General features: G+C 46.6%; 16 protein-coding genes. 14 read left to right on the forward strand and 2 right to left on the reverse strand.

What is annotated here, in order from left to right; translation table 11 throughout:
* The first annotated feature begins 186 nt into the window (after positions 1-186).
* The 3 genes from ACFQU8_RS08850 to ACFQU8_RS08860 all read left to right on the forward strand — a co-directional run bounded on the left by ACFQU8_RS08850 (position 187) and on the right by ACFQU8_RS08860 (position 3,805).
* The gene (locus ACFQU8_RS08850; RefSeq protein ID WP_382358849.1) at positions 187-1,353 is read left to right on the forward strand and encodes a lactate 2-monooxygenase; all 1,167 of its coding nucleotides are present in this window, start codon (positions 187-189) and stop codon (positions 1,351-1,353) included.
* A gap of 136 nt (positions 1,354-1,489) precedes the next feature.
* Entirely contained in the window at positions 1,490-2,620 is a 1,131-nt protein-coding gene (locus ACFQU8_RS08855) for an FAD-dependent oxidoreductase (protein WP_382358850.1), read from the forward strand.
* Positions 2,621-2,674: 54 nt separating this feature from the next.
* Entirely contained in the window at positions 2,675-3,805 is a 1,131-nt protein-coding gene (locus ACFQU8_RS08860) for an FAD-dependent monooxygenase (RefSeq protein ID WP_382358852.1), read from the forward strand.
* A gap of 34 nt (positions 3,806-3,839) precedes the next feature.
* On the opposite strand, the gene ACFQU8_RS08865 is transcribed toward ACFQU8_RS08860, so the two are convergent.
* Complete coding sequence (locus ACFQU8_RS08865; protein ID WP_382358854.1) at positions 3,840-4,016, reverse strand: hypothetical protein; 177 nt, start codon at positions 4,014-4,016, stop codon at positions 3,840-3,842.
* Between the two features lie 156 nt (positions 4,017-4,172).
* On the opposite strand from ACFQU8_RS08865, the gene ACFQU8_RS08870 reads away from it, so the two are divergent.
* The 3 genes from ACFQU8_RS08870 to ACFQU8_RS08880 all read left to right on the forward strand — a co-directional run bounded on the left by ACFQU8_RS08870 (position 4,173) and on the right by ACFQU8_RS08880 (position 8,748).
* The gene (locus ACFQU8_RS08870) at positions 4,173-4,604 is read left to right on the forward strand and encodes a hypothetical protein (protein WP_382358856.1); all 432 of its coding nucleotides are present in this window, start codon (positions 4,173-4,175) and stop codon (positions 4,602-4,604) included.
* 88 nt (positions 4,605-4,692) lie between these two features.
* Positions 4,693-6,636: a BglG family transcription antiterminator gene (locus tag ACFQU8_RS08875; RefSeq protein WP_382358858.1), complete on the forward strand. Its 1,944-nt coding sequence runs from the start codon at positions 4,693-4,695 to the stop codon at positions 6,634-6,636.
* A 96-nt stretch (positions 6,637-6,732) separates the two neighbouring features.
* A complete protein-coding gene (locus ACFQU8_RS08880) occupies positions 6,733-8,748 on the forward strand; it encodes a fructose-specific PTS transporter subunit EIIC (protein ID WP_382358860.1) in 2,016 nt (671 codons plus the stop codon).
* A gap of 38 nt (positions 8,749-8,786) precedes the next feature.
* Here ACFQU8_RS08880 and ACFQU8_RS08885 read toward each other — a convergent pair whose 3' ends face one another.
* A complete protein-coding gene (locus ACFQU8_RS08885) occupies positions 8,787-9,302 on the reverse strand; it encodes a GNAT family N-acetyltransferase (protein WP_382358862.1) in 516 nt (171 codons plus the stop codon).
* Positions 9,303-9,425: 123 nt separating this feature from the next.
* On the opposite strand from ACFQU8_RS08885, the gene manA reads away from it, so the two are divergent.
* The 8 genes from manA (at position 9,426) to ACFQU8_RS08925 (ending at position 20,413) form a co-directional block, all read left to right on the forward strand.
* The gene (gene manA, locus ACFQU8_RS08890; RefSeq protein ID WP_382358864.1) at positions 9,426-10,385 is read left to right on the forward strand and encodes a mannose-6-phosphate isomerase, class I; all 960 of its coding nucleotides are present in this window, start codon (positions 9,426-9,428) and stop codon (positions 10,383-10,385) included.
* Between the two features lie 237 nt (positions 10,386-10,622).
* A complete protein-coding gene (locus tag ACFQU8_RS08895) occupies positions 10,623-11,807 on the forward strand; it encodes a hypothetical protein (protein WP_382358866.1) in 1,185 nt (394 codons plus the stop codon).
* Positions 11,804-12,898: a 5,10-methylene-tetrahydrofolate dehydrogenase gene (locus ACFQU8_RS08900; protein ID WP_382358868.1), complete on the forward strand. Its 1,095-nt coding sequence runs from the start codon at positions 11,804-11,806 to the stop codon at positions 12,896-12,898. The genes ACFQU8_RS08895 and ACFQU8_RS08900 overlap by 4 nt, the downstream gene beginning before the upstream one ends.
* 167 nt (positions 12,899-13,065) lie before the next feature.
* Entirely contained in the window at positions 13,066-14,469 is a 1,404-nt protein-coding gene (locus ACFQU8_RS08905) for an MDR family MFS transporter (protein ID WP_382358870.1), read from the forward strand.
* 240 nt (positions 14,470-14,709) lie between these two features.
* A complete protein-coding gene (locus ACFQU8_RS08910; protein WP_382358872.1) occupies positions 14,710-16,188 on the forward strand; it encodes a peptide MFS transporter in 1,479 nt (492 codons plus the stop codon).
* Between the two features lie 319 nt (positions 16,189-16,507).
* Positions 16,508-17,218, forward strand: coding sequence for a hypothetical protein (locus ACFQU8_RS08915; RefSeq protein WP_382358874.1), 711 nt, complete (start codon positions 16,508-16,510; stop codon positions 17,216-17,218).
* A 485-nt stretch (positions 17,219-17,703) separates the two neighbouring features.
* Positions 17,704-19,422 (forward strand): hypothetical protein, encoded by a 1,719-nt coding sequence (locus ACFQU8_RS08920; RefSeq protein WP_382358876.1) that lies wholly within the window; start codon positions 17,704-17,706, stop codon positions 19,420-19,422.
* Positions 19,415-20,413 carry a membrane dipeptidase gene (locus ACFQU8_RS08925; protein WP_382358878.1) on the forward strand — a complete coding sequence of 333 codons (999 nt, stop codon included), beginning with the start codon at positions 19,415-19,417 and terminating at the stop codon, positions 20,411-20,413. Before ACFQU8_RS08920 ends, ACFQU8_RS08925 begins: the two co-directional genes overlap by 8 nt.
* Position 20,414: the final 1 nt, after the last annotated feature.

Consider the following 20,414-nt stretch of genomic DNA (forward strand, 5'->3'; position numbering starts at 1 on the left):
GGCAGCCTGAATCACAAGCAAACAATCGAATAAACATGATCATTTATGATCAATGTGTCGAATATTTTCTTGTCCGAAAAATGGGGTATTGACCACAGGCACCAGTCCAATCCCTCCCATTTTAATTTCTGATAATTTGTAATATAATTAATGTTAGCCTGGAGAGGAAGGGAGATTATTAAATTTATGGCTAATTTCGGCAACCAAGTGCAGTTCCAAAAATACAGGACGATGCAAAATCCGGATCCGCACAGGCTTCCGGTCGTATATGAGGAATGGGAAAGGAAGGCTCGAGACGTTCTGGAAGATGGGCCCTATTATTATGTTGCTGGCGGTGCTGGCGGCGGCAAAACCATGAATTCGAATCTGAATGCTTTTAATCAGTGGCATCTTGTGCCACGCATGCTCCGGGATGTAGAGGAACGGGATTTGACTGTGAACCTGTTTGGCGAAACATACAATTATCCGGTGTTACATGCCCCAATTGGTGTTCAATCGATTATTCATGAGGAAGGCGATCTTGGTTCAGCGAGAGCCTGTGCGGAAATGGGCATTCCGTTTATTGCCAGTTCTGCATCAACTGAACCGATGGAGACAATCGCTGATGAAATGGGCGAGGCGCCGAAGTGGTTTCAGCTCTACTGGAACAAGAACCCTGACGTTACGGCAAGTTTCCTTGAACGGGCAGAATCGTCCGGTTATTCAGCTATTGTTGTGACACTGGATACGCATACACTTGCCTGGCGGGAGTATGATTTAAAAAATGTTTATTTGCCGTTTTTAATGGGAGAGGGAGTGGGCAACTATATGTCTGATCCTGCCTTCCGTGCAAAGCTTGAAAAATCTCCTGAGGAAGATCCTTTGTCTGCTACTATGCAATGGACGGAACTGTTTGGCAATCCCGGTCTGACATGGGATGATTTATCATTTTTGCGGGAGCATACGTCGTTGCCGATTTTATTGAAAGGAATATTGCATCCGGATGATGCGAAGCTTGCCATGGAACATGGGGTTGACGGGATCATTGTTTCCAATCACGGAGGACGTCAGGTGGATGGCGCCATAAGTGCTCTTGATGCGCTTCCGCAAGTTATGGACGTGGTTCAGGATAAACTTCCTGTTTTAATGGATAGCGGCATACGACGCGGTTCGGATATTTTGAAGGCCATGGCTCTTGGCGCAAAGGCTGTACTGGTCGGGCGGCCTTGTATGTATGGATTGGCCGCTGCTGGGGAGGAAGGTGTGCACGAAGTTCTGCAGAATATGCTGGCCGACATGGATTTGACGATGGGTTTGGCTGGTGTAAAATCAGTCCATGAATTAACGCCATCTCATCTGGAGGAGTACCAATAGACAATAGGGTCTGCATCTGAGATGACCAGCCTCCTTCCGTTAAAGTGAATGCTGTACTCGAATGATCATGCAGCTTTAGTTCTTGCCAATCTTTGATATAATGGCATTTATAACCACCGTAACGGGAGGATTTTTAGTGAAAAAAACGGCTCCAGATAAAGACATTGAAAAACCTGCCGCAGATGGATCGGCTGTTGTCGTCGGTGCGTCGCTCTCCGGATTAATGGCTGGTATTGCTCTGGCTCGGGAAGGATTGCATGTAACCATTTTAGAAAAAGCCGATGAGGACAGGCCTGGCGGCGCGGGTTTGCAAGTGGACGGTGGTCTGTTTGATCGGTCGAAAACAGCACGTTATTTGCGAAAAATCGTAACCGATGGAAAGAAATCAATCAAGCTTTGGTCAACGCTCGAAAATCGTTTGCGGACAGAAGTTCAATCTTATTCGACCATTGATTTATGCTTCAATGTACGTGTGCAAACGGTAGACCAGGATAATGCAGCCGCGTGGGCTGAGACGGATGAGGGCGAGGTGTTTCGCGCTGATATCCTGATTGGTGCTGACGGCCATCGCAGTCAGGTGCGTCGCCATGTGGCGCCGCATAAACCAGATGCAACGTATGCTGGCTACTTGGTATGGTTTGCCTCTATCAAAGAAGAATCTATGCCTGAAGGTGAACGTCCAGGCGATGGAGGTCCGAGTGTGAATATGCTGGGCGGCATTAATGGCGGTTTCTTTTTCGGTTCAGTGATTGGACGGGAGGACGGTTCACCCGGATCAGAGAACAGGCGCATTGGCTGTACGTTTTATGATAACACGCGCAATGATCAGTTGCGCCGTCTCGGTTGTGTCCAAGGCAATGTTGTGCATCATTCCCTTGCAGGCCCGGATATTCCGGACGATACACTGGATAAATTAGCTGACCAGGCTTATGAAAGGTGGCCCGAGCCGTGGCTGTCCGCGACGCTCAAGGCTCTGGAGACAAGGAATCTTACGGGAATCCCCATCAAGGAGTATGTGCCGGACAATCTTGTCAAAGGACGTATCGGTCTGATTGGCGATGCCGGGCATGTCCCCGCTCCGATCACGGCCAGCGGTTTTAACGAGTCATTGCAGGATGCAGCGGCCCTGAGCAAATGTGTATCCGCAGGTGTGCAGGGAGATGCGGGCACTAAGGCGCTGGATAAATATGAATCACTCCGTTTAAATAAAGTACGTCAAATGGTGGAATCCGGCCGGGGTTTTGGAATGTCGTATGGCCGTCCGTAGTGGAATGGGTCATACGTGCAACAGCTGGCCAGGTATGCTGGAGGCAGGTTAGAAATGAGACTCGCAATTATTGGCGGCGGCATTGGCGGGCTTGCTTTAGCGGCTGGCCTTCATAAAAAAGGTATCAAAGCGCATGTATTCGAAAAGACGCAAGCGTTTAAACCGCTCGGTGCCGGTCTTGGACTGGGAGCTAATGCGGTGCTTGCCCTGGACCGCATGGGCATTGCGGACGCGATTGAACAAGCTGGTATGCCGCTCCAGGAGCAGCGGTTATTAAACGATGAACTTACGGTGATGAATCGGATTGACTTTTCCCGGTTGAAGAAGCGGTACGGCAAAGAGACGCTGACCATTCATCGGGCCGATTTGCATGAAGCCTTGTACAATGCCGTTGATCCGGATTATTTCCATTTTAATAAGCAGGTGATAGATTTTAACCAGTACGAGGATCAAGTCACGCTGACATTCCAGGATAATGTCACGGAAACGTTTGATTATGTTATAGCGGCAGAGGGCATTCACTCGGTATTCCGGCGCGCGCTTGTGCCGGGAAGTGAACCGCGTTTTGCGGGTTATACGTGCTGGCGGGGCATTGCTTGGAATAAAGGTGATGTGCCATATTATACATCATCGGAAGCTTGGTCTGGACGAGGCCGTTTTGGCTGGGCACCGCTTTATGACGGGCGTGTGTACTGGTTTGCCTGTGTCAATACGCAGGCAAACAATGAATATTATGCTAATCTGACGAAAGAAGGCACGGCGCGCTTGTTTGGGCATTTTTCGCCGACAGCAGAAAGATTGATCCGCGAAACGGAAAGCGGCTCTTTCCTGCATCACGATATTCACGATATCAAGCCGCTCGATTCCTTTGTATACGGACGCATTGCGCTGGTGGGTGATGCAGCGCACGCGACCACGCCGAATATGGGGCAGGGTGCGGGCCAATCAATTGAAGATGCTTATGAATTAATGAACGCCATCAGTCAGGAGTCTTCTATGCCGGCTGCTTTATCGCGCTATGAGGCAAAACGTCTGAAAAAGGCCAATAAAGTCATCAAGCTTTCCCGGCAGATTGGCTGGGCGGCTCAGTGGCAGCACCCGTTAGCCACCGGTTTTCGCAATACAGTGCTTCCGCTGGTCCCCGAATCGTTACTGTTTCGCAGGCTGATGTTTCTGTTTAAATAACAATGGTCAGCCTTTGACGGTATGGTATGAGCGTCTAATCGTCTGCTGCGTCAGCCTGCGATGGTTTACGCCTGTCACCAGTTTCTGCAGATTCATCTGATAATTCGTCTGCTACATCATAATAATTGAGCGCACCTAATCCACCCTCATTGATCATTCGGGAAATCCCCTCTGTCCGCATTTCCTCGTCTCTTTCTGGTCGATTCTTCATGATCAATCCTCCTTTTTAATGTTTGACTATTATCTTTCAAACCCGTCTCATTTATGTCACACCTTTATAATTAGCGGCACGTTTATACGCCACTTTCCTAGAATTCTATGTGCTGAAAACGTATCATGGTATGATGAATGATGAGGAGGGTGTCGTGTGAAAAGAACAGGCCTGTTTTTATTAATCATTTCGTTTATAATGCTTTTAAGCGCATGCAGCGGTGATGGGGAAACGCCTGCCATAACAGACAAAGCGATTCAAGAGGCGAACAATACGATTCATGACGAAGCAGAGGTGCGCGATTCGTCGATTGATGTGTCCGAAAAAGATGAGGAAATCATCTTTATCCTTCAAGTGGATGCATCGACAAGCAAGCAGCGTGCTCAGGAATTAAGTGAAGCCTACATTAAAAAACTTGCCGCAGGTGTGGCAGAGACACCGGACAACGTTAGTGATCCGCCGGAGAAAGACAGTCTCGGCGGGCTTTATGATCATTATGATATACGGGCAGGGGTCAAAAATCCGTCTGATGAATGGCTCCTTGAAGGGGGTAAAATTGGATCAGCTTCTGGTATTATATGGGAATGAGCGGGGTGTTAACTGTATAGCAGCAGCCGACGAATGATTCTGACAACTGCAGTGCATACCCGACACGTGCTATACTGGAGGCCAGGCATTGGGATGGACGGTGAGACGGATGACAAATCGTCAGAAAGAATTGATGCACCGATTACTGACGCAGTCAAATGAATTTGTGCAGGTGCAGGAACTGGCTGATGAGCTTGATTGCTCGGAGAAGACCATTCGGAATGATTTGAATCAGCTGGAGCGTGCGTTTGAAACCGATTCCTCTTTACGGTTTGCGCGAAAACCTGGCATGGGTGTATCCCTTGTCATCAGCAATGAGGCTAAATCCCGGCTGTTTCGCCAGCTGTATCAGTCACAGACGACGCAGGAACATGAACAAATCGCTGAGATAACGTATCAGCTTTTAGTCAGCAACAAGCCTATGACATTAACATTTCTTGCTGATAAGTATTATACCAATAAAATGACCATCAAGCGCTACCTTGAAAAAATTGCTGAATGGCTGGAAGACTACAATTTAACGCTTGTCTCTAAACAGCGTCTCGGCAGTCAGGTGCAGGGAACTGAGCTTAACAAACGCAATGCCCTCGCCCATTTGTCGGAACTCGTGACCTCAAAGATGCAGGAAAAAGCTTATGTGCTGCAGCTGTTTCCGGAACAGGAGATTAACACCGTCAGAAAAGCGCTGCGTGATCTGCAGACACAGTTCTCGTTTTCCTTGAATACTGGTGAGTTTGAGAGCTTGCTGATTCATGGCTTAATCATGATTAAACGAACGCGGCAGCGCTCACTTGTAGCTGTGGAAAATGACACTGAAAAGGGACGCGGTGTGACACTGGAAAACTATCACATGGCCGCTTGGTTCTTAAATCAACTGGAGACAATGCTCGGGCTTAGATTTCCGGAAAATGAGCATATCTATTATACGTGGCATCTGGAAAGCTGCAGGGAAGCACGGCTAGTAACGGATCAGGCGGCTAATCATCTAATCAAGAAAGTTGTTCCAAAAATCACAGAACAGCTGGAGCGGATGACCATGAACCATTTTCAGGCGGATCAGGTATTGCTTGATGGTCTGCAGACGCATCTGGAGTCAGCCATTGACCGGCTGCAAAATGGATTGACAATCCGCAATCCGATGCTTGAAGATATCAAACAGAAATACCCGTATATGTTTAGTATGGTTGTGTTTGCGGTTGAAGATGTGAATGAGACGTATGACCTGACCATTCCAGAACATGAAGCAGCTTATCTGGTTCTTCATTTCCAGGCTTCTGTTGAACGAATGGCTCAGGAACAATCTTATCGTAAACGTGTTGTGATTGTTTGTGAGCTTGGTGTCGGTATGTCGCATTTGCTGCAAGCGAAACTGGAGCAGACATATCAGCAGCTTGACATCATTGGTGTCACCAGCAAGGCAGAGGCTGAGTCGTTTGCGAAACAGCATGCAGCTGATGTCATCATTTCAACAACGGCGATGCCAGATGCTGCTTTGCCTGTCATTGTGGTGTCGCCCCTTTTAGAAGCAGATGATAAAGAGCGGCTCAATCAATGGTTTCGTTCCTCGGATGCCGATGACCCGGTTAGTCAGGAAAAAATCGGTGCACTCCAGCAGCTGTTGCGTGATGATGTGCTCTTTTTGGATATGCAGCAGACGCATCGGCTGGAAGTGGTGGAGATTATGGCTGAGAAGCTTGTTGCGCAAGGTTATACTGACCGGTCGTTTGTTCATAGTGCCATGCTGCGGGAACGATCGTCCGCTACCTCGATCGGAGGAGGGATCGCGATTCCGCATGCCCGGCCGGATCTTGTGACGGAATCGGTTGTCGCAGCAGCCATCCTGCCAGAGCCGCTGCTGTGGGGACATGAACAGGTTTCTGTGGTCTTTCTTCTGGCTATTGCCAGACAGGATGCTCATATGATTAAACCACTGATGCAAACCATCGCATCGATAAGCCGGCAGCCTGCTTTGGTTAAACAGCTGCAGGGAGCAACAAGCGTCGCTGCTATCGTGAATGCGCTTTATCAATAATTCATTTTTTGCCACTTCTCCGGTAAAAGTGAATTATTTTTTATGGGGAAAACCATTATATAATGTAAGCGGATTATCAAAGGGAGGGATTCACTGATGAAGCTCTTAGCTGTAACGGCCTGTCCGGTCGGGATCGCTCATACGTACATGGCGGCTGAGAATCTGCAAAACGCAGCGGATGACTTGGGTGTCGCTATCAAGGTTGAGACGCAGGGCTCGATTGGCGCAGAAAACGAACTGACGGCTGATGATATTAAACAAGCTGACGCCATTATTATTGCGAGCGATAAAGAAGTGGATAAAGAACGTTTTGCCGGCAAACAATTGCTTGTTGTTGGTGTTCAGGAAGGGATCAATAACCCCGAAGAACTGATTAAACGTGCTCAAAGCGGCGATATACCCGTGTATGGAAACGGCGGAAACGATAAGCAGCCAGCTCAGGCTAAGCAGGACAAAAAAGACGGGCAAAACCCGATCTATCGTCACTTGATGAATGGTGTCTCGTATATGATTCCGTTCATTGTTGTCGGTGGTCTTTTGATTGCGATTTCATTAGCACTCGGCGGTGAACAGACAGACGGTGGCCTGAAAATACCGGATGATTCGTTCTGGAAACAAATTGAAAATATCGGTAACGCATCATTCAGTTTTATGGTCCCTATTTTAGCTGCTTTTATTGCTTACAGTATTGCTGACCGCCCGGGACTGGTACCTGGCATGGTCGGTGGTTATATAGCTGTTACGGGAAGCTTTTATGGCAGTGAAGCTGATGCTGGTTTCCTGGGTGGTATTATTGCAGGTTTTCTGGCAGGTTATGTTGCCCTTGGGATCAAAAAGATTAAGGTGCCACAAGCGGTACAGCCTGTCATGCCCATTATATTCATACCAATTATTGCGACATTAATTGTCGGTGCCGTGTTTATTTTCGTTGTTGGCGCACCGGTCGCCAGCGTATTTGAATCGCTGACAACATGGCTGCAGGGAATGCAGGGTGCCAGCTCGATTATCCTTGCCTTAATTCTTGGCGCTATGATTGCAGTTGACATGGGCGGACCCTTTAATAAAGTCGCCTTTCTGTTTGGTTCAGCGATGATTGCTGAAGGGAACTTTGAAATTATGGGAGCAATTGCGGTTGCGATTTGTGTGCCGCCACTTGGCATGGGACTCGCAACATTCATGAACAAACGCAAGTATGAGTCTACGGAAAAAGAAACGGGTAAGGCATCCTTTACGATGGGCTTATTCGGTATTTCCGAAGGTGCTATTCCCTTTGCAGCGCAGGACCCGCTGCGAGTGATTCCAAGTATTATGGTCGGATCAATGGCTGGATCCGTGATTGCGATGATGGGCAGTGTTGGTGACCACGTCGCTCACGGCGGGCCGATTGTAGCCGTGCTTGGTGCCATTGACAACATCGTGATGTTCTTTATCGCAGCTATTGTCGGTACGGTGGTAACGGCTCTCTTGGTCAACGTATTGAAAAAAGATGTGACACCGAAAGCTGTAACCCCTGAAGGTGTGGCTGTCGGCGGCACTGATAATACAGATAACAATTCTGATCAATCAGAGACAAATGCCAGCCAATCCACAGACGCGGCTGAATCGGAGACCAATACGGAAACGGAAGGACAGACCGATCAGGAATCCATTACGATTAATAAATTAACGGATATTCTGACAAAGGATCTAATCACAACAAACGTTGAAGGGACAACTCAGGAAGCAGTCGTTGATGAATTTATCGGCATGCTGAATGCCGAGAATCTGATTTCCTCAACGGAAACGATGAAGCAAGCGATTTTCGAACGGGAACAGGAAAGCACAACCGGAATGGGAATGAACATTGCGATTCCTCATGCGAAGTCAGCTGCGGTTAAGCAGCCTGCAGTTGTCTTTGGTCACAGTCAACAGGGCGTCGACTGGAAGAGCATGGATGGAACGGATGCTCATTTGATCTTCATGATAGCAGTTCCGGAAGAGCGCGCTGGAGACGATCATTTGCGAATCCTGCAAATGCTTTCGCGCAAGCTCATGGATGAATCATTCCGCAACGACTTATTGCAGGCGGATTCTAAAGAAAAAGCCTACGAGCTGCTGGATACGATTCAATAATTATTTAAGAGAGGATCAGCTGTTGTGATCCTCTCTTTTTACGTGTCAGAGAGTTTGGCGTATACATGATTCCAGGTTTGTTTACTGGCTTCATCGATCAGGAGCGGCTGGAAACCGAAGTGCAAGTAATTATGTATGGCGGCCAGATTGTGCGGCTGCGTTTTTAAATAAGCCTGGTTGTGGTGTTGAGCGAGCACATTCATGGCTTTAGCAATTAACGGCTTGGCCAGTTTTTGCCCTTGATATGCCGGATGAATAGCGGTCCAGTGCAGCCGCCCGATTGTTTGGTGGTTGTACGCATTAAACCAGGCCATTGTGGTACCAGCATAATTACCGTTCGGATTCAACAGGAAGATGAGACGTTTTCGTACTTCATCCAAGTGTGGCTCGCACTCATTCTGGAACCGTCGCAATGCGCTTGCTTCAATTTGGAATTCATTGGCGGCGGTTTCGATTTCCGCCCAATGATTTCTGTCATCGAAATCGCTGAAAAATTGAAATTGATAACCCTCCGGGAGAGTGTGATCCGGAATAAAAGATAAATCGTGTGTCATGTATAACGTATTTTTCATTAAAGCTCACCACAAATCATTTAGTACTATAACTGTATTATAGCATAAAATAGTTGCTATAATGAGATTAAAGCTGATCGAATTTAACGTAATGGAGGGAGTTCCATGTCTAACGAACCGATTTTTTTACAGCCCGTATTCAAAGAAAAAATATGGGGCGGCCAGAAATTAAAAACGGAATTTAAGTATGATATCCCGTCTGAGCAGACAGGGGAGGCTTGGGTCATTGCAGCCCATTCTCATGGCGCAAACGTTATCGAAAACGGACCGCTAAAAGGCTGGACGCTCGCTGACGCCTGGGAGAAACATGGCGATCTATTCAATCGTGCGCCAGATGCTGATGATGCTTATCCGCTTCTGGTTAAAATACTGGATGCTCATGATGACTTGTCGGTCCAGGTTCATCCGAATGATGCGCTCGCCCGCGAAATGGAAAATGAGCCATATGGCAAGACAGAATGCTGGTATGTATTGGATGCTGAGCCGGATGCTGAACTGGTTCTTGGCCATCATGCTGAGACGCAGGATGAGCTGAGTCAAATGATGGATGATGGTAAATGGGACAAGCTATTGCGGCGTGTGAAAGTGCAGCCTGGTGATTTCGTGTATGTTCCCAGCGGCACGATTCATGCGATCGGCGCAGGTGTAGTTATTCTCGAGACCCAGCAGAGTTCGGATATTACGTATCGTGTCTATGATTACGACCGGCAGGACAGTCAGGGCAATCAACGCGAATTGCATCTTGATAAGGCTAGACAGGTGACAAATGTTCCTCATCAGACTCCGGAATTGGATCAGAGCACGTCGCATGTTGGTGACATGAAGGTGACGAAACTGGTGGAAAATAACTATTTTGCAGTCAGTCACTGGACACTTAACGGTACAGTTGAAAAGACGCTATCGACAGACTTTCTGCAAGTCAGTGTAATTTCAGGTGAGGCTGTGCTGAAGGTTGATGGCGACGAATATTCTCTTTATAAAGGCACGAACTTCATTTTGCCACATGACATAACGGAGTATGAGCTCTCTGGTGAAGCTGATTTTGTGGTGTCATGGGTTTCGTGAAAAACATATTAACCGCGTGAAGACTTTAGTCTTTTTCTCTGCTAAATCTGAGCTTCGTTTGATTTAGAGTCGATCACTTTCGTTTTATCCCCCCTCCTTTTTATGTTGTTGTTTACAGGGATGCTTTAAACAATGGTCTGAATTCTTATTCTCATTTCAGGGGTAGTTTCAGTATATGGCTTGCGGGTATACTGTAAGGGGCATGAATTAGAAATAAGACAGGAAAGGAGGAAAATTATGGCGTCAATGACAGTTGGGCTGATTCCTTCTCCGGATTTGCCTGCAAATGTTGCTGAAAAAGTTATTAGCCGATTGGCTGAAGACTTGGAGAAGCGCGTCGATGCAACCGTTGATTGGCATGTTGAAAGAGAAGTTAATCCGATTACAGGAGCTGCGGAATATGTCAGTGACATTATTGAAAAGGCGGCCCGTATTAAACAAGAGCACGCTTGGGATTATGTGATCTGTCTTACCGATCTGCCGAGTTTTTCCGATTACAAGGCCGTTACGACAGACGCCAGCGTTCAGCGCGGAGCAGCTCTGGTATCTTTACCGTCGTTCGGTGCTTTCCCGCTTAAACACCGAATCCGGAAAGCGTTCGTTTTTATTGTTGAACTGCTTTATACCAATGGTTACACAGATCAAACGGAAAAAAAGACGTCACCTATTCGCGAGCGGTTTTTATTAGCCAGGGTTAACCGAGTCATTCCACAGGAAAGCGGCAGTACAGATGTACGCTTTATTCTGCAATCAAGCGTTTTTGGCTGGCTGCGGGTATTGTCCGGCATGACATTCGCTAACCGGCCGTGGCTGGCGCTGAAGTCTTTTAAAAAAATTCTGGCTCTGGCCTTTGCGACAGGGACTTATATATCGATTTTTTCAACACCGTGGCAGTTAAGTGTCTCCTATACACCGCTCCGGTTTATACTGCTGATGCTTTTGTCTATTGGCGGCATGGTGACATGGATTATTTTTGCTCATAATTTATGGGAAAGGCCTTCATCTAAAGGGCAGAATCAATACCGGATGTTATATAATACCACGACTGTTATGACATTAATCTGTATTGCTGTTCTTAATTATGTTCTGCTGTATGCGATGTTTATGTTCAGTATTTCACTCTTTGTTCCAGCTGGTCTGTTTGAGGAATGGACCGATTCTGGTACTGATCAGCCTTTGCAAAATTTCATGCGGCTGGCGTGGCTGGCAACGTCACTTGGAACACTCGCCGGAGCCATTGGTGCTACCGTTGAAAAAGAAGACGAAATCCGGCATATTGCGTATTCTTACCGGCAGCTGACACGCTACTATCAAATGGAGCAGGGCACAGTCGAATCAGATAATCGTGGTATCGCAAAAGATGAATCGTCCTCTTATGAGGGAACAGAGCAAAGACACAGAGAGGAGGAGGGTGCGCCATGACACAAACGATTAAAATTGGTCTGATTGCAGCGCCTGAGCTTGCGGAAAGACTGGCTCATGACTTGGCCAGGACGTTGCCTGACACACTGACAAGCGCGCTCTCCCGTGAAGCAGAATGGGAGGTAGAGACTGTCGTTGATTCACTGACCGGTGCCGCTGAAACAGCTGGCGAGATTATTAGTGAAGCCGCCGGTTACCGTCAAACAAAAGATTGGGATTATATTATCAGTCTGACAGATTTGCCTGTGTTTCATAATAAATATATCGTTGCCGTTGATATCGATGAGGATCGTGACGTCAGTCTCATTTCTATTCCAGCATACGGCTGGATGCCTGTTTTGAAACAAATCCAGAAAACGGTGCTGCATAATGTCCAGCATATGCTGAGCGCTGATGAGAGGGAGCGTGCGGTTCCGGGCTCTCGGGTGCTGCAGAGACAATTTCCCATTTCGCCCGTACGAAAAATGCGGGCAAGGCTTGAGGAGACGGGGAATCGCCACACGCGCTATATCTTCACACCGCAAGTGAATGGCACGATTCGTTTATTATCGGGCATGACATTTGCTAATAATCCGTTTAGCATGATGACAAGTCTGACAAAGGTTATTGCGATTGCGTTTACCACTGGTTCGTTTGGGATGATTTTTACAACGATGTGGCAGTTGAGTCATTTATTTTCAAGCTGGCGTCTGGTAATCGTGACATTTGCAGCTATTTTCGGTATGGTTCTCTGGATAATCATGGCCAACGATCTCTGGGAACGTCCGTCAACGCGAAGTCAAAAACGTATTCGCAGGCTTTATAACTTAACAACAGTGCTGACCCTGGTGATTGCTGTTAGCATTTATTATGCGGTCTTATTTTTGTTGTTTTTAGTTACCTCACTTGTATTTATCCCGCCAGATTTTCTGGGCGAAACGTTATCGCTTAAGACGTCTGCCGGTATGGTGCAATACTTGAGAATCGCCTGGTTTGCATCCTCGATTTCGACTGTGGCTGGTGCCATTGGCGCCGGACTGGAAAATGAGGCACTGGTGCGCAACACGACCTATGGCTACAGGCAAAAACACCGCTGGCAGCAGACACATTAAACAGATGAATGGAGGCATCTGCCCGCTTTAATCACGACTCTTCAGGGGTTGTGCTTACTCGCTGATTGATGTAATATCGTGAAGGATGTAATATGTGCATCAGTGTGTCTGCGGTTGCTGCGATGGCATCATGTTTGTGAGTGTTTAAGGAAAAGGGGGCAGGCAATATGGCTTCGGTGGATTTATCACGTTCTTATAGACGCTTGATTGTGGCGATTACCTTATCGGCATCTTTTTTATCTGTTTTGACACAATTTCTGCTTATCACAGCCTTCCCGAAAATCATGGAGGAATTCTCCGTTAACTCGACGGAAGTTCAATGGCTGACAACTGGTTATATGCTGACGATAGCCGTCTTGATTCCAATAACGGGCTATTTGATCGATAAATTTAAAACACGGACATTAATGCTGAGTGCGATGTCGATGTTTTTTATTGGAACATTGATTGGTCTGGCGGCACCTTCCTTCCCTGTCTTGCTGGCAGGACGGATCTTTCAGGGTGTCGGTTCTGGTATTATGATACCGCTGATGCAGACGATTCTGTTTTTGGTGTTTCCTAAGGAAAAACGCGGATTCGCGATGGGACTGGCCGGTCTTGTGATTAATGTGGCACCTGCTATCGGGCCGCCGATATCGGGCGTTATGGTACGCTATTTTGAATGGCGTTCATTATTCTGGGTAACGCTTCCGATTGCTGCATTAATTCTTGTTTTGGTATTTATATTTATGCGCAATATTACGGAACAGCGAAAAACAGATATTGATTTTTCCTCAATTATACTGTCAACGGTCGGTTTTGGCGGCATGCTGTACGGATTTAATCGCGTAGAGGATGCAGGCATAGGAGATCCGATTGCGATTGTGAGCATGCTTGTGGGTGCTGTCGCGCTGGCGCTATTTGCTGTCCAGCAGCTGCGGTTGCAGACGCCGATTTTAGAACTGCGCGTGCTCAAAGTGCCTACGCTGGCATTAGTTGCATTTGTTTCGATTCTCGCATTCAGTCTGCTTATTTCGTCTGAGACGATGCTGCCGATGTATGTACAGAACGCGCAGCAGTTTTCGGCATTTTATGGTGGTCTGATTGTGATGCCTGGTGCTTTAACGCTTGCGCTGATGTCGCTTTTCGCAGGCAATTTGTTCGATAAATATGGCGGAAGAATCATTGCGATTATAGGGTTTGTTTTGTTAGTTGTGAGCACACTCGGCTTCCATTTCATTCTGACGCTTGACACACCATTTATTGTGACGATGATACTCTTCATGCTGGCCATGGCGGGTGTCGGTTTGATTAATATGCCGATCATGACCGCCGGCATCAATGCGCTGCCAGATGAGCTGATTCCGCACGGGACTGCGGTTGTCAATACAGCACGGCAGTTTGGTGGATCACTCGGACTGACGTTTATCATTTCCTTTATCAGTCAGGCTGAAACTGGCTCGGAAGCGGTGGATCCTTTGAATTATTTAAGCGGTGTGAAAACAGCCTTTTTCGTTGCCTTTCTATTCGCGGTGATTGGATTGATATCCGCCTTCTTTATCGACCGGAAGCGAAAGTCAGCTAGAGGCTAAGTGACGTTAATAGCAGTAAATCACAGGAAAAAAATAAGCTTGCCGTCCCCGGGGGGAATTCGCAAACCCCGGGGCTGTTTAATGATTCAGCTGTTCAGGGCCTAACTAAATGAAAATTACGAAAAGCCTCTCTTTTTTCTATTATATTGACGATTGTGACGTTATAGCAGTATAGTAGTCAATACTATAAAACAAATATAATTTTGTTTAAATTTTAACGATTGAAAGGGGTTTAGTACATTGTCCTCTGCACAGCAACGAAAAACACCTAAAGGTTTCTTTGGACATCCCCCTGCGATGTTCACATTATTCAATATGGAATTATGGGAGCGTTTTTCCTACTATGGCATGAAGGCGCTCGTCATCTATTATATGTACTATGAAGTATCACAGGGCGGCCTCGGTTTATCGAAAGACTTAGCTTCCTCTATTATGTCGGTTTATGGGTCGCTTGTCTTTATCTCCGGTATTATTGGCGGCTGGGTTGCGGACAGAGTTTTAGGCAACCGCAATACGCTGATCTGGGGCGCTCTCATTATTATGCTCGGGCATATTACACTATCATTTCCGGGTGGAGTTGGGCCATTATTTATCGGAATGCTGTTTATCATTCTGGGCTCCGGCTTAATGAAGCCAAATATTTCGAATATTGTTGGAGATTTGTATAGTCCGACAAGCCCTAAGCGTGACGCAGCTTTCAGTCTGTTCTATATGGCTGTCAACATTGGCGCTCTTGTCTCGCCGCTGATTGTCGGTCCTGTCGGGCGGAATGTCAATTTCCACTTAGGTTTCAGCCTGGCTGCGATTGGCATGGCGCTCGGCTTGATTATTTATATCTTTACAGCGCGTAAAAATCTTGGTGAGATCGGTAAAAGCGTTAAAAACCCGCTTGAATCAGGTGAACGCAAAACCATGTCAAAACGCATTATGCTGGGAGGCATTGCTTTTCTGTTTCTCCTTCTGATCGCGTTTATGACTGATAATCTGACTGTACAGATGTTCATTAACTTTATTAGTTTCATAGGTATTGCGATTCCAACGGCATACTTTATTGTCATGATTAAAAGCAAGAAAACAACAGATTTAGAACGTTCACGTATCTACGCCTATATTCCACTGTTTGTTGGGGCGATGATGTTCTGGTCCATCCAGGAGCAAGGGGCTGTTATTATGGCCCGGTTCGCTGACCAGCGAACAAATCTGGATTTGTTCGGTTTTAGTATTGATCCGTCATGGTACCAATCTGTGAACCCGTTATTTATTGTGCTATTTGCGCCGATGTTTGCCGCTATGTGGCAAAAGCTGGGAAATAAACAACCGTCAACGCCGCATAAGTTTACAATGGGCTTATTCCTAGCCGGTTTATCGTTCTTACTGATGACATTGCCGGGCTTGCTTCAAGGTACAGATTCACTTGTCAGTCCGCTGTGGCTTGTCGGTTTCTTCTTCCTGGTGACAATGGGTGAATTGTTCATCTCGCCAGTTGGCCTATCAGCGACCACGAAAATGGCGCCGAAAGCCTTTGCCGCACAGACCATGAGTGTCTGGGGTCTGGCTAACGCTGCAGGCCAGGGCATTAACGCGCAAATCACGCCTCTGTACGGACCTGAGACGGAAGTCACTTACTTTGGGATTATTGGCGTTATCAGTATAGTACTTGGTATTATTCTGTTATTACTGTCACCGAAGATCAGTTCCTACATGCGCGGATTGAAATAATAACGCCAAACTGACAATTGACTATGCCGCTCACAAGCCCGTTTGCCGAGAAACCTTCTTGGCAGACGGGCTTTTTAGGTGCGGGCGCGGGCGCCCGTGCCTGTCACCACCCGATTTTCCTCGAATTTTGTCGAATATCTACTGCCGTTTGATCACATCTATTTATTAGGAGCACGCCACTCAGTCTGATACAGTAGAGATAAGATACGTGGAGCGGTAAGGCAAAGGCAGGCTTCATTTAGCTAACAGGTATCAAAACTGTTGTCGTGAGAACATGAGCAAAAGATTGCTGCAAATGAGTGAAGCGGGGGAAGTCAGCATGTTTTATCGAATAACATGGTTTATGGTTGCTATTTTTCTGATTGTGCCAGTAATCGGAATGAGCTTAATGTGGCTGCGCAAGTCTTGGTCAAAGGCCGTTCGAATCACTTTAACGGTTTTATTCAGCATTTATGTTATTGTTATCGTGATTTTCCTGCTGCCATCTGGCGGCACTGGTCCAGATGAGCAATCCCAACCCGACCAGGGGCAAGATGAGCAGACGGAGCAAGACACCGACCAAGAGCAACCGGGGGAAGCAGATGAGGAAAAAGATGAACAGCATGAGCGTGATCCGGCTGAAGAAAAAGGTGATCCCAAAAAACAGATTAAGCAGGGTCTGGCAGATATGTCTGCTGCAAACGTGTTAGCTATTAAAGGGTCATTTGATCAAGAGCCTTATGATATAGAGCTCGTATTACGCGGTGTTCAGGGATCAACTGAGAGTGAGTCGGTGAAAAACATGAAAAAGGGCATCTTAAAAGCCGTTTATGTGGTGAAGGACTCTGGTTATGATATTGAGGATTTAGATATTAATGTTAAGTATCCTGTCACTAATCAAAATGGCCTTGACGAAGAACAGTTCGCTATCAAGTCAAATTTCAGCGGGGAAACCATAGACGAACTGGCAGGAGATCAAGCAGATACTGATGTGACTGAGCTTGATACGATAGCGGACAGCTGGTGGAAGCATCCGGTATTAAATGGATAATATTTTGTTCTGTGACCGTTTTGGCGACACCAATGAGCGGCAAACTCATATGAATACACCTATGGCCATTCGCCTCAAACGTTCACGATCCCCAGTCAAAATAAAATCTTAAAGGTAACCATATGAACTGCTGGTTTATAAAAACTGGCAGCTTTTTTTATGTCCTAACGAATGCTTTTTAAAATGTCTGAAAAGAATATCAATAAAGCATTGACAATGCATTTTCCATGTTTTATTATATAGTTAAATAACGGAATGTGTTTCCGATAAACGGAAAAAGGTATTCTGTTAAACTTATTTACGGTTATCACTTATTAATGTAACGCTCGTTTGTAAGCGTTTACGTAAACACGGGTGCAATACCTTAACTTGAGAGCTGGCGTTCGCAAACAGCGGATTTATTAGATACATGAGTCTAATAGATTCCTGTTTATAGATCATTAAATGAACTGCTAGTACCGGAGCATTTATTGGAGGTGAGAGGCTTGCTGGCAGCGGAGAATATGAAGCATCCATTGCGTCATGCTTCTGAAGTGATGAAACTGGAACGAATTGGTTCACTTCGGCTAACCAGCTTAAGTTTTTTGCGGATCATGATGCGGCATGTGATGCGGGAGAATTGGACGATTGCGTGCAGCACATTTGATTTGGATGATGAAGGGCATGGGCATGTGATTTACGACATTTACACAGCCAAGCATTATTTTTCGTTTGTGGTGATTTCCTCAGATATTAGCGATGACGAGCGAAGTGACCGCGTTATTGCTGAACAATGGGATGTCACTTTCGCACTTAGCGAAGGGGGTATATCCGATGAAAAGTTAGAACGATTAAAGATAAACTTGCCCAAACAAGAAGCCGGACGGGGAGAAGCCTCCGATCTTGTCTGGTCACGAGCCAATAAAAGTAATCGTGTATTTGACTACGTTATCGATTGTCTGACATCGGGGGAGCAGCCGGATCCGAAAGTGCTGAATGAAGTCGGCTATCTGCTGCGGACAACAGCTGTTTACGGAAACGGGAAATTCGGGATTTCTCCCTATGACAAGATCAGGGGTGATCACCCTTTCAATGGTCCGTTTCAAGCGCAAATGTTTGCTGTGTATATGCTGCGACATTTTAGTTTTGACCTGGTGGAACACATCGCTAAACGGCAGGATCCAGAGGCTATCCCGCTTGATCCTGAGGTAAAACGTTTTATCGGCACGGGCAATGCAACCGGCCTTGGCATGGCACCATTTCTGATATCACATCCGCGATTGATTCACCAGTGGATCTATATCCGTGAAGTGGCTATTGCCAGAGTGAAAGACATCAAGCCGTCACAGGATGATTTGATGCTTCTGGTCCAGTGGCTGAACCGCGTTGCGAACTACTTTGATGAATCTAGGCTGATCGACAGACAGATTTACGCCAAGCCGGAAAAATTGGCTGAACAAAGCCGTTTCCTAACGGAGCGTGTTCTGGAGTATTTGGAACTTGGTACATTTGCTGGAATTCCTGCGAATGATGTTTGGGAAGCGTTGTCAGAGATGGCTGTCCGTACCGTTTCAATTGAGATGCAGGAATTACTGCATACCTTGCTCTTGGAGATATATGCCGATCACGTTATGGACCTGGAGCAATATATGAATGTCGAGGAGACGTATCAAATTTCTCCGCGTATGAGTATTCAGGAGCTGAAAAACCTCATTAATCGGCAGTATCAATGGGCTTTTCAGTACGATTTTAATGATCCGGATGAAAAATACTATTTTTGGTATCGCTCGGAGGAAAAAGAGGAACCGCGTTTAGGTGTGCGTCATGAAGAGGCAGGAGCTGAGCTGGCTATGTCTATGAATATTGCCGAGCAGGTGCAGGATTTATATGCCATGTTAAAACAGGCATCACCGGAAGAAATGGTTGCAGCCTTTATTTTAAGATATCCGCGCTATAAGGGCATTATTCAGCGCATTCAATCACTTGACGGCTATGAATACGGCGAAATTCAAGCGAATCTATTAAACAAAGATTTTATGCCGCTCCATCTGCTGCGGTGCAAACTAGCATTCTTTGGGGCCGAACGTTTTAACCCGAAATCCAATCGCTGGCTCCGCATCACCCTATTTCAGGGGGCGCCGCTTGTTGAGGAGATTGGCGAAACATTCCCGGACAATTGGGTTTTCCCACATTTACCAACGATGGAGGAAGATAAACATGCGTAATCAGCAAGACACAATCGTTATCGATGCACTGGAATTAAGTAATTGGGACCGCGATTTTCTGACGATGCTGCAGCAAGGTGGTGTTACGTGTGTTCATGCGTGCTGCGGCATATGGGAAAATGCTCGGGAAACCCTCAGCAAAGTGGGCGAATGGCATCGTTTCTTTAAAGAAAATGCTGATCTGGTACTGCCGGTGCAACAGGGTGATGATATTCGCAGAGCGAAAGAAGAAGGGAAAATTGGTGTTGTGCTCGGCACCCAAAACACGTCACCTCTGGAAGATGAACTGTCACTTGTCTCAGTGTTTAATAAGCTTGGCATTAAAGTGATGCAGCTGACGTATAACAATCAAAATCTGGTTGGGAGCAGCTGTTATGAAGCACGGGATGTTGGTCTCTCACGGTACGGAAAACTCGTTGTCCAGGAAATGAATCGGGTGGGCATGGTCGTTGATCTTTCCCATGTCGGGGAGCAGACATCCCTGGACGCGATTCATACCTCATCACGACCCGTAGCGATTACGCATGCGAATCCGGATTGGATTTATCCGAACAAGCGCAATAAACCATCCGAGGTATTGACGGCCCTGCGTGATAACGGCGGCGTACTTGGATTATGTGCTTATCCGCACCTGGTAAATGGCAAGGAAACAACGTTGGATGAATTTTGCGATATGATTGTCCAGACTATTGATTTCATGGGCATTGATCAGGTCGGCTTGGGGACCGATTTAACATTGAATAAGTCAACTGAGTTCCTGCACTGGATGCGTATGGGCCGCTGGACACATGAAATGGATTATGGTGCTGGATCCAAAGAAAATCCGTCCTGGCCGGAATGGCCGTCCTGGTTTAAAACACCAGCCGATTTCCCCAATATTGCACAAGGATTGTCAGACAAAGGCTTGTCTGCTGAGGCCATTAATAAAGTGATGGGAGGCAATTGGCTGCGTTTCTTTACGGATGGTTTTAAACCCGAAAAGGGGGCGTAGG

The organism is Lentibacillus kimchii (assembly GCF_042666895.1).
GTDB lineage: Bacteria > Bacillota > Bacilli > Bacillales > Amphibacillaceae > Lentibacillus > Lentibacillus kimchii.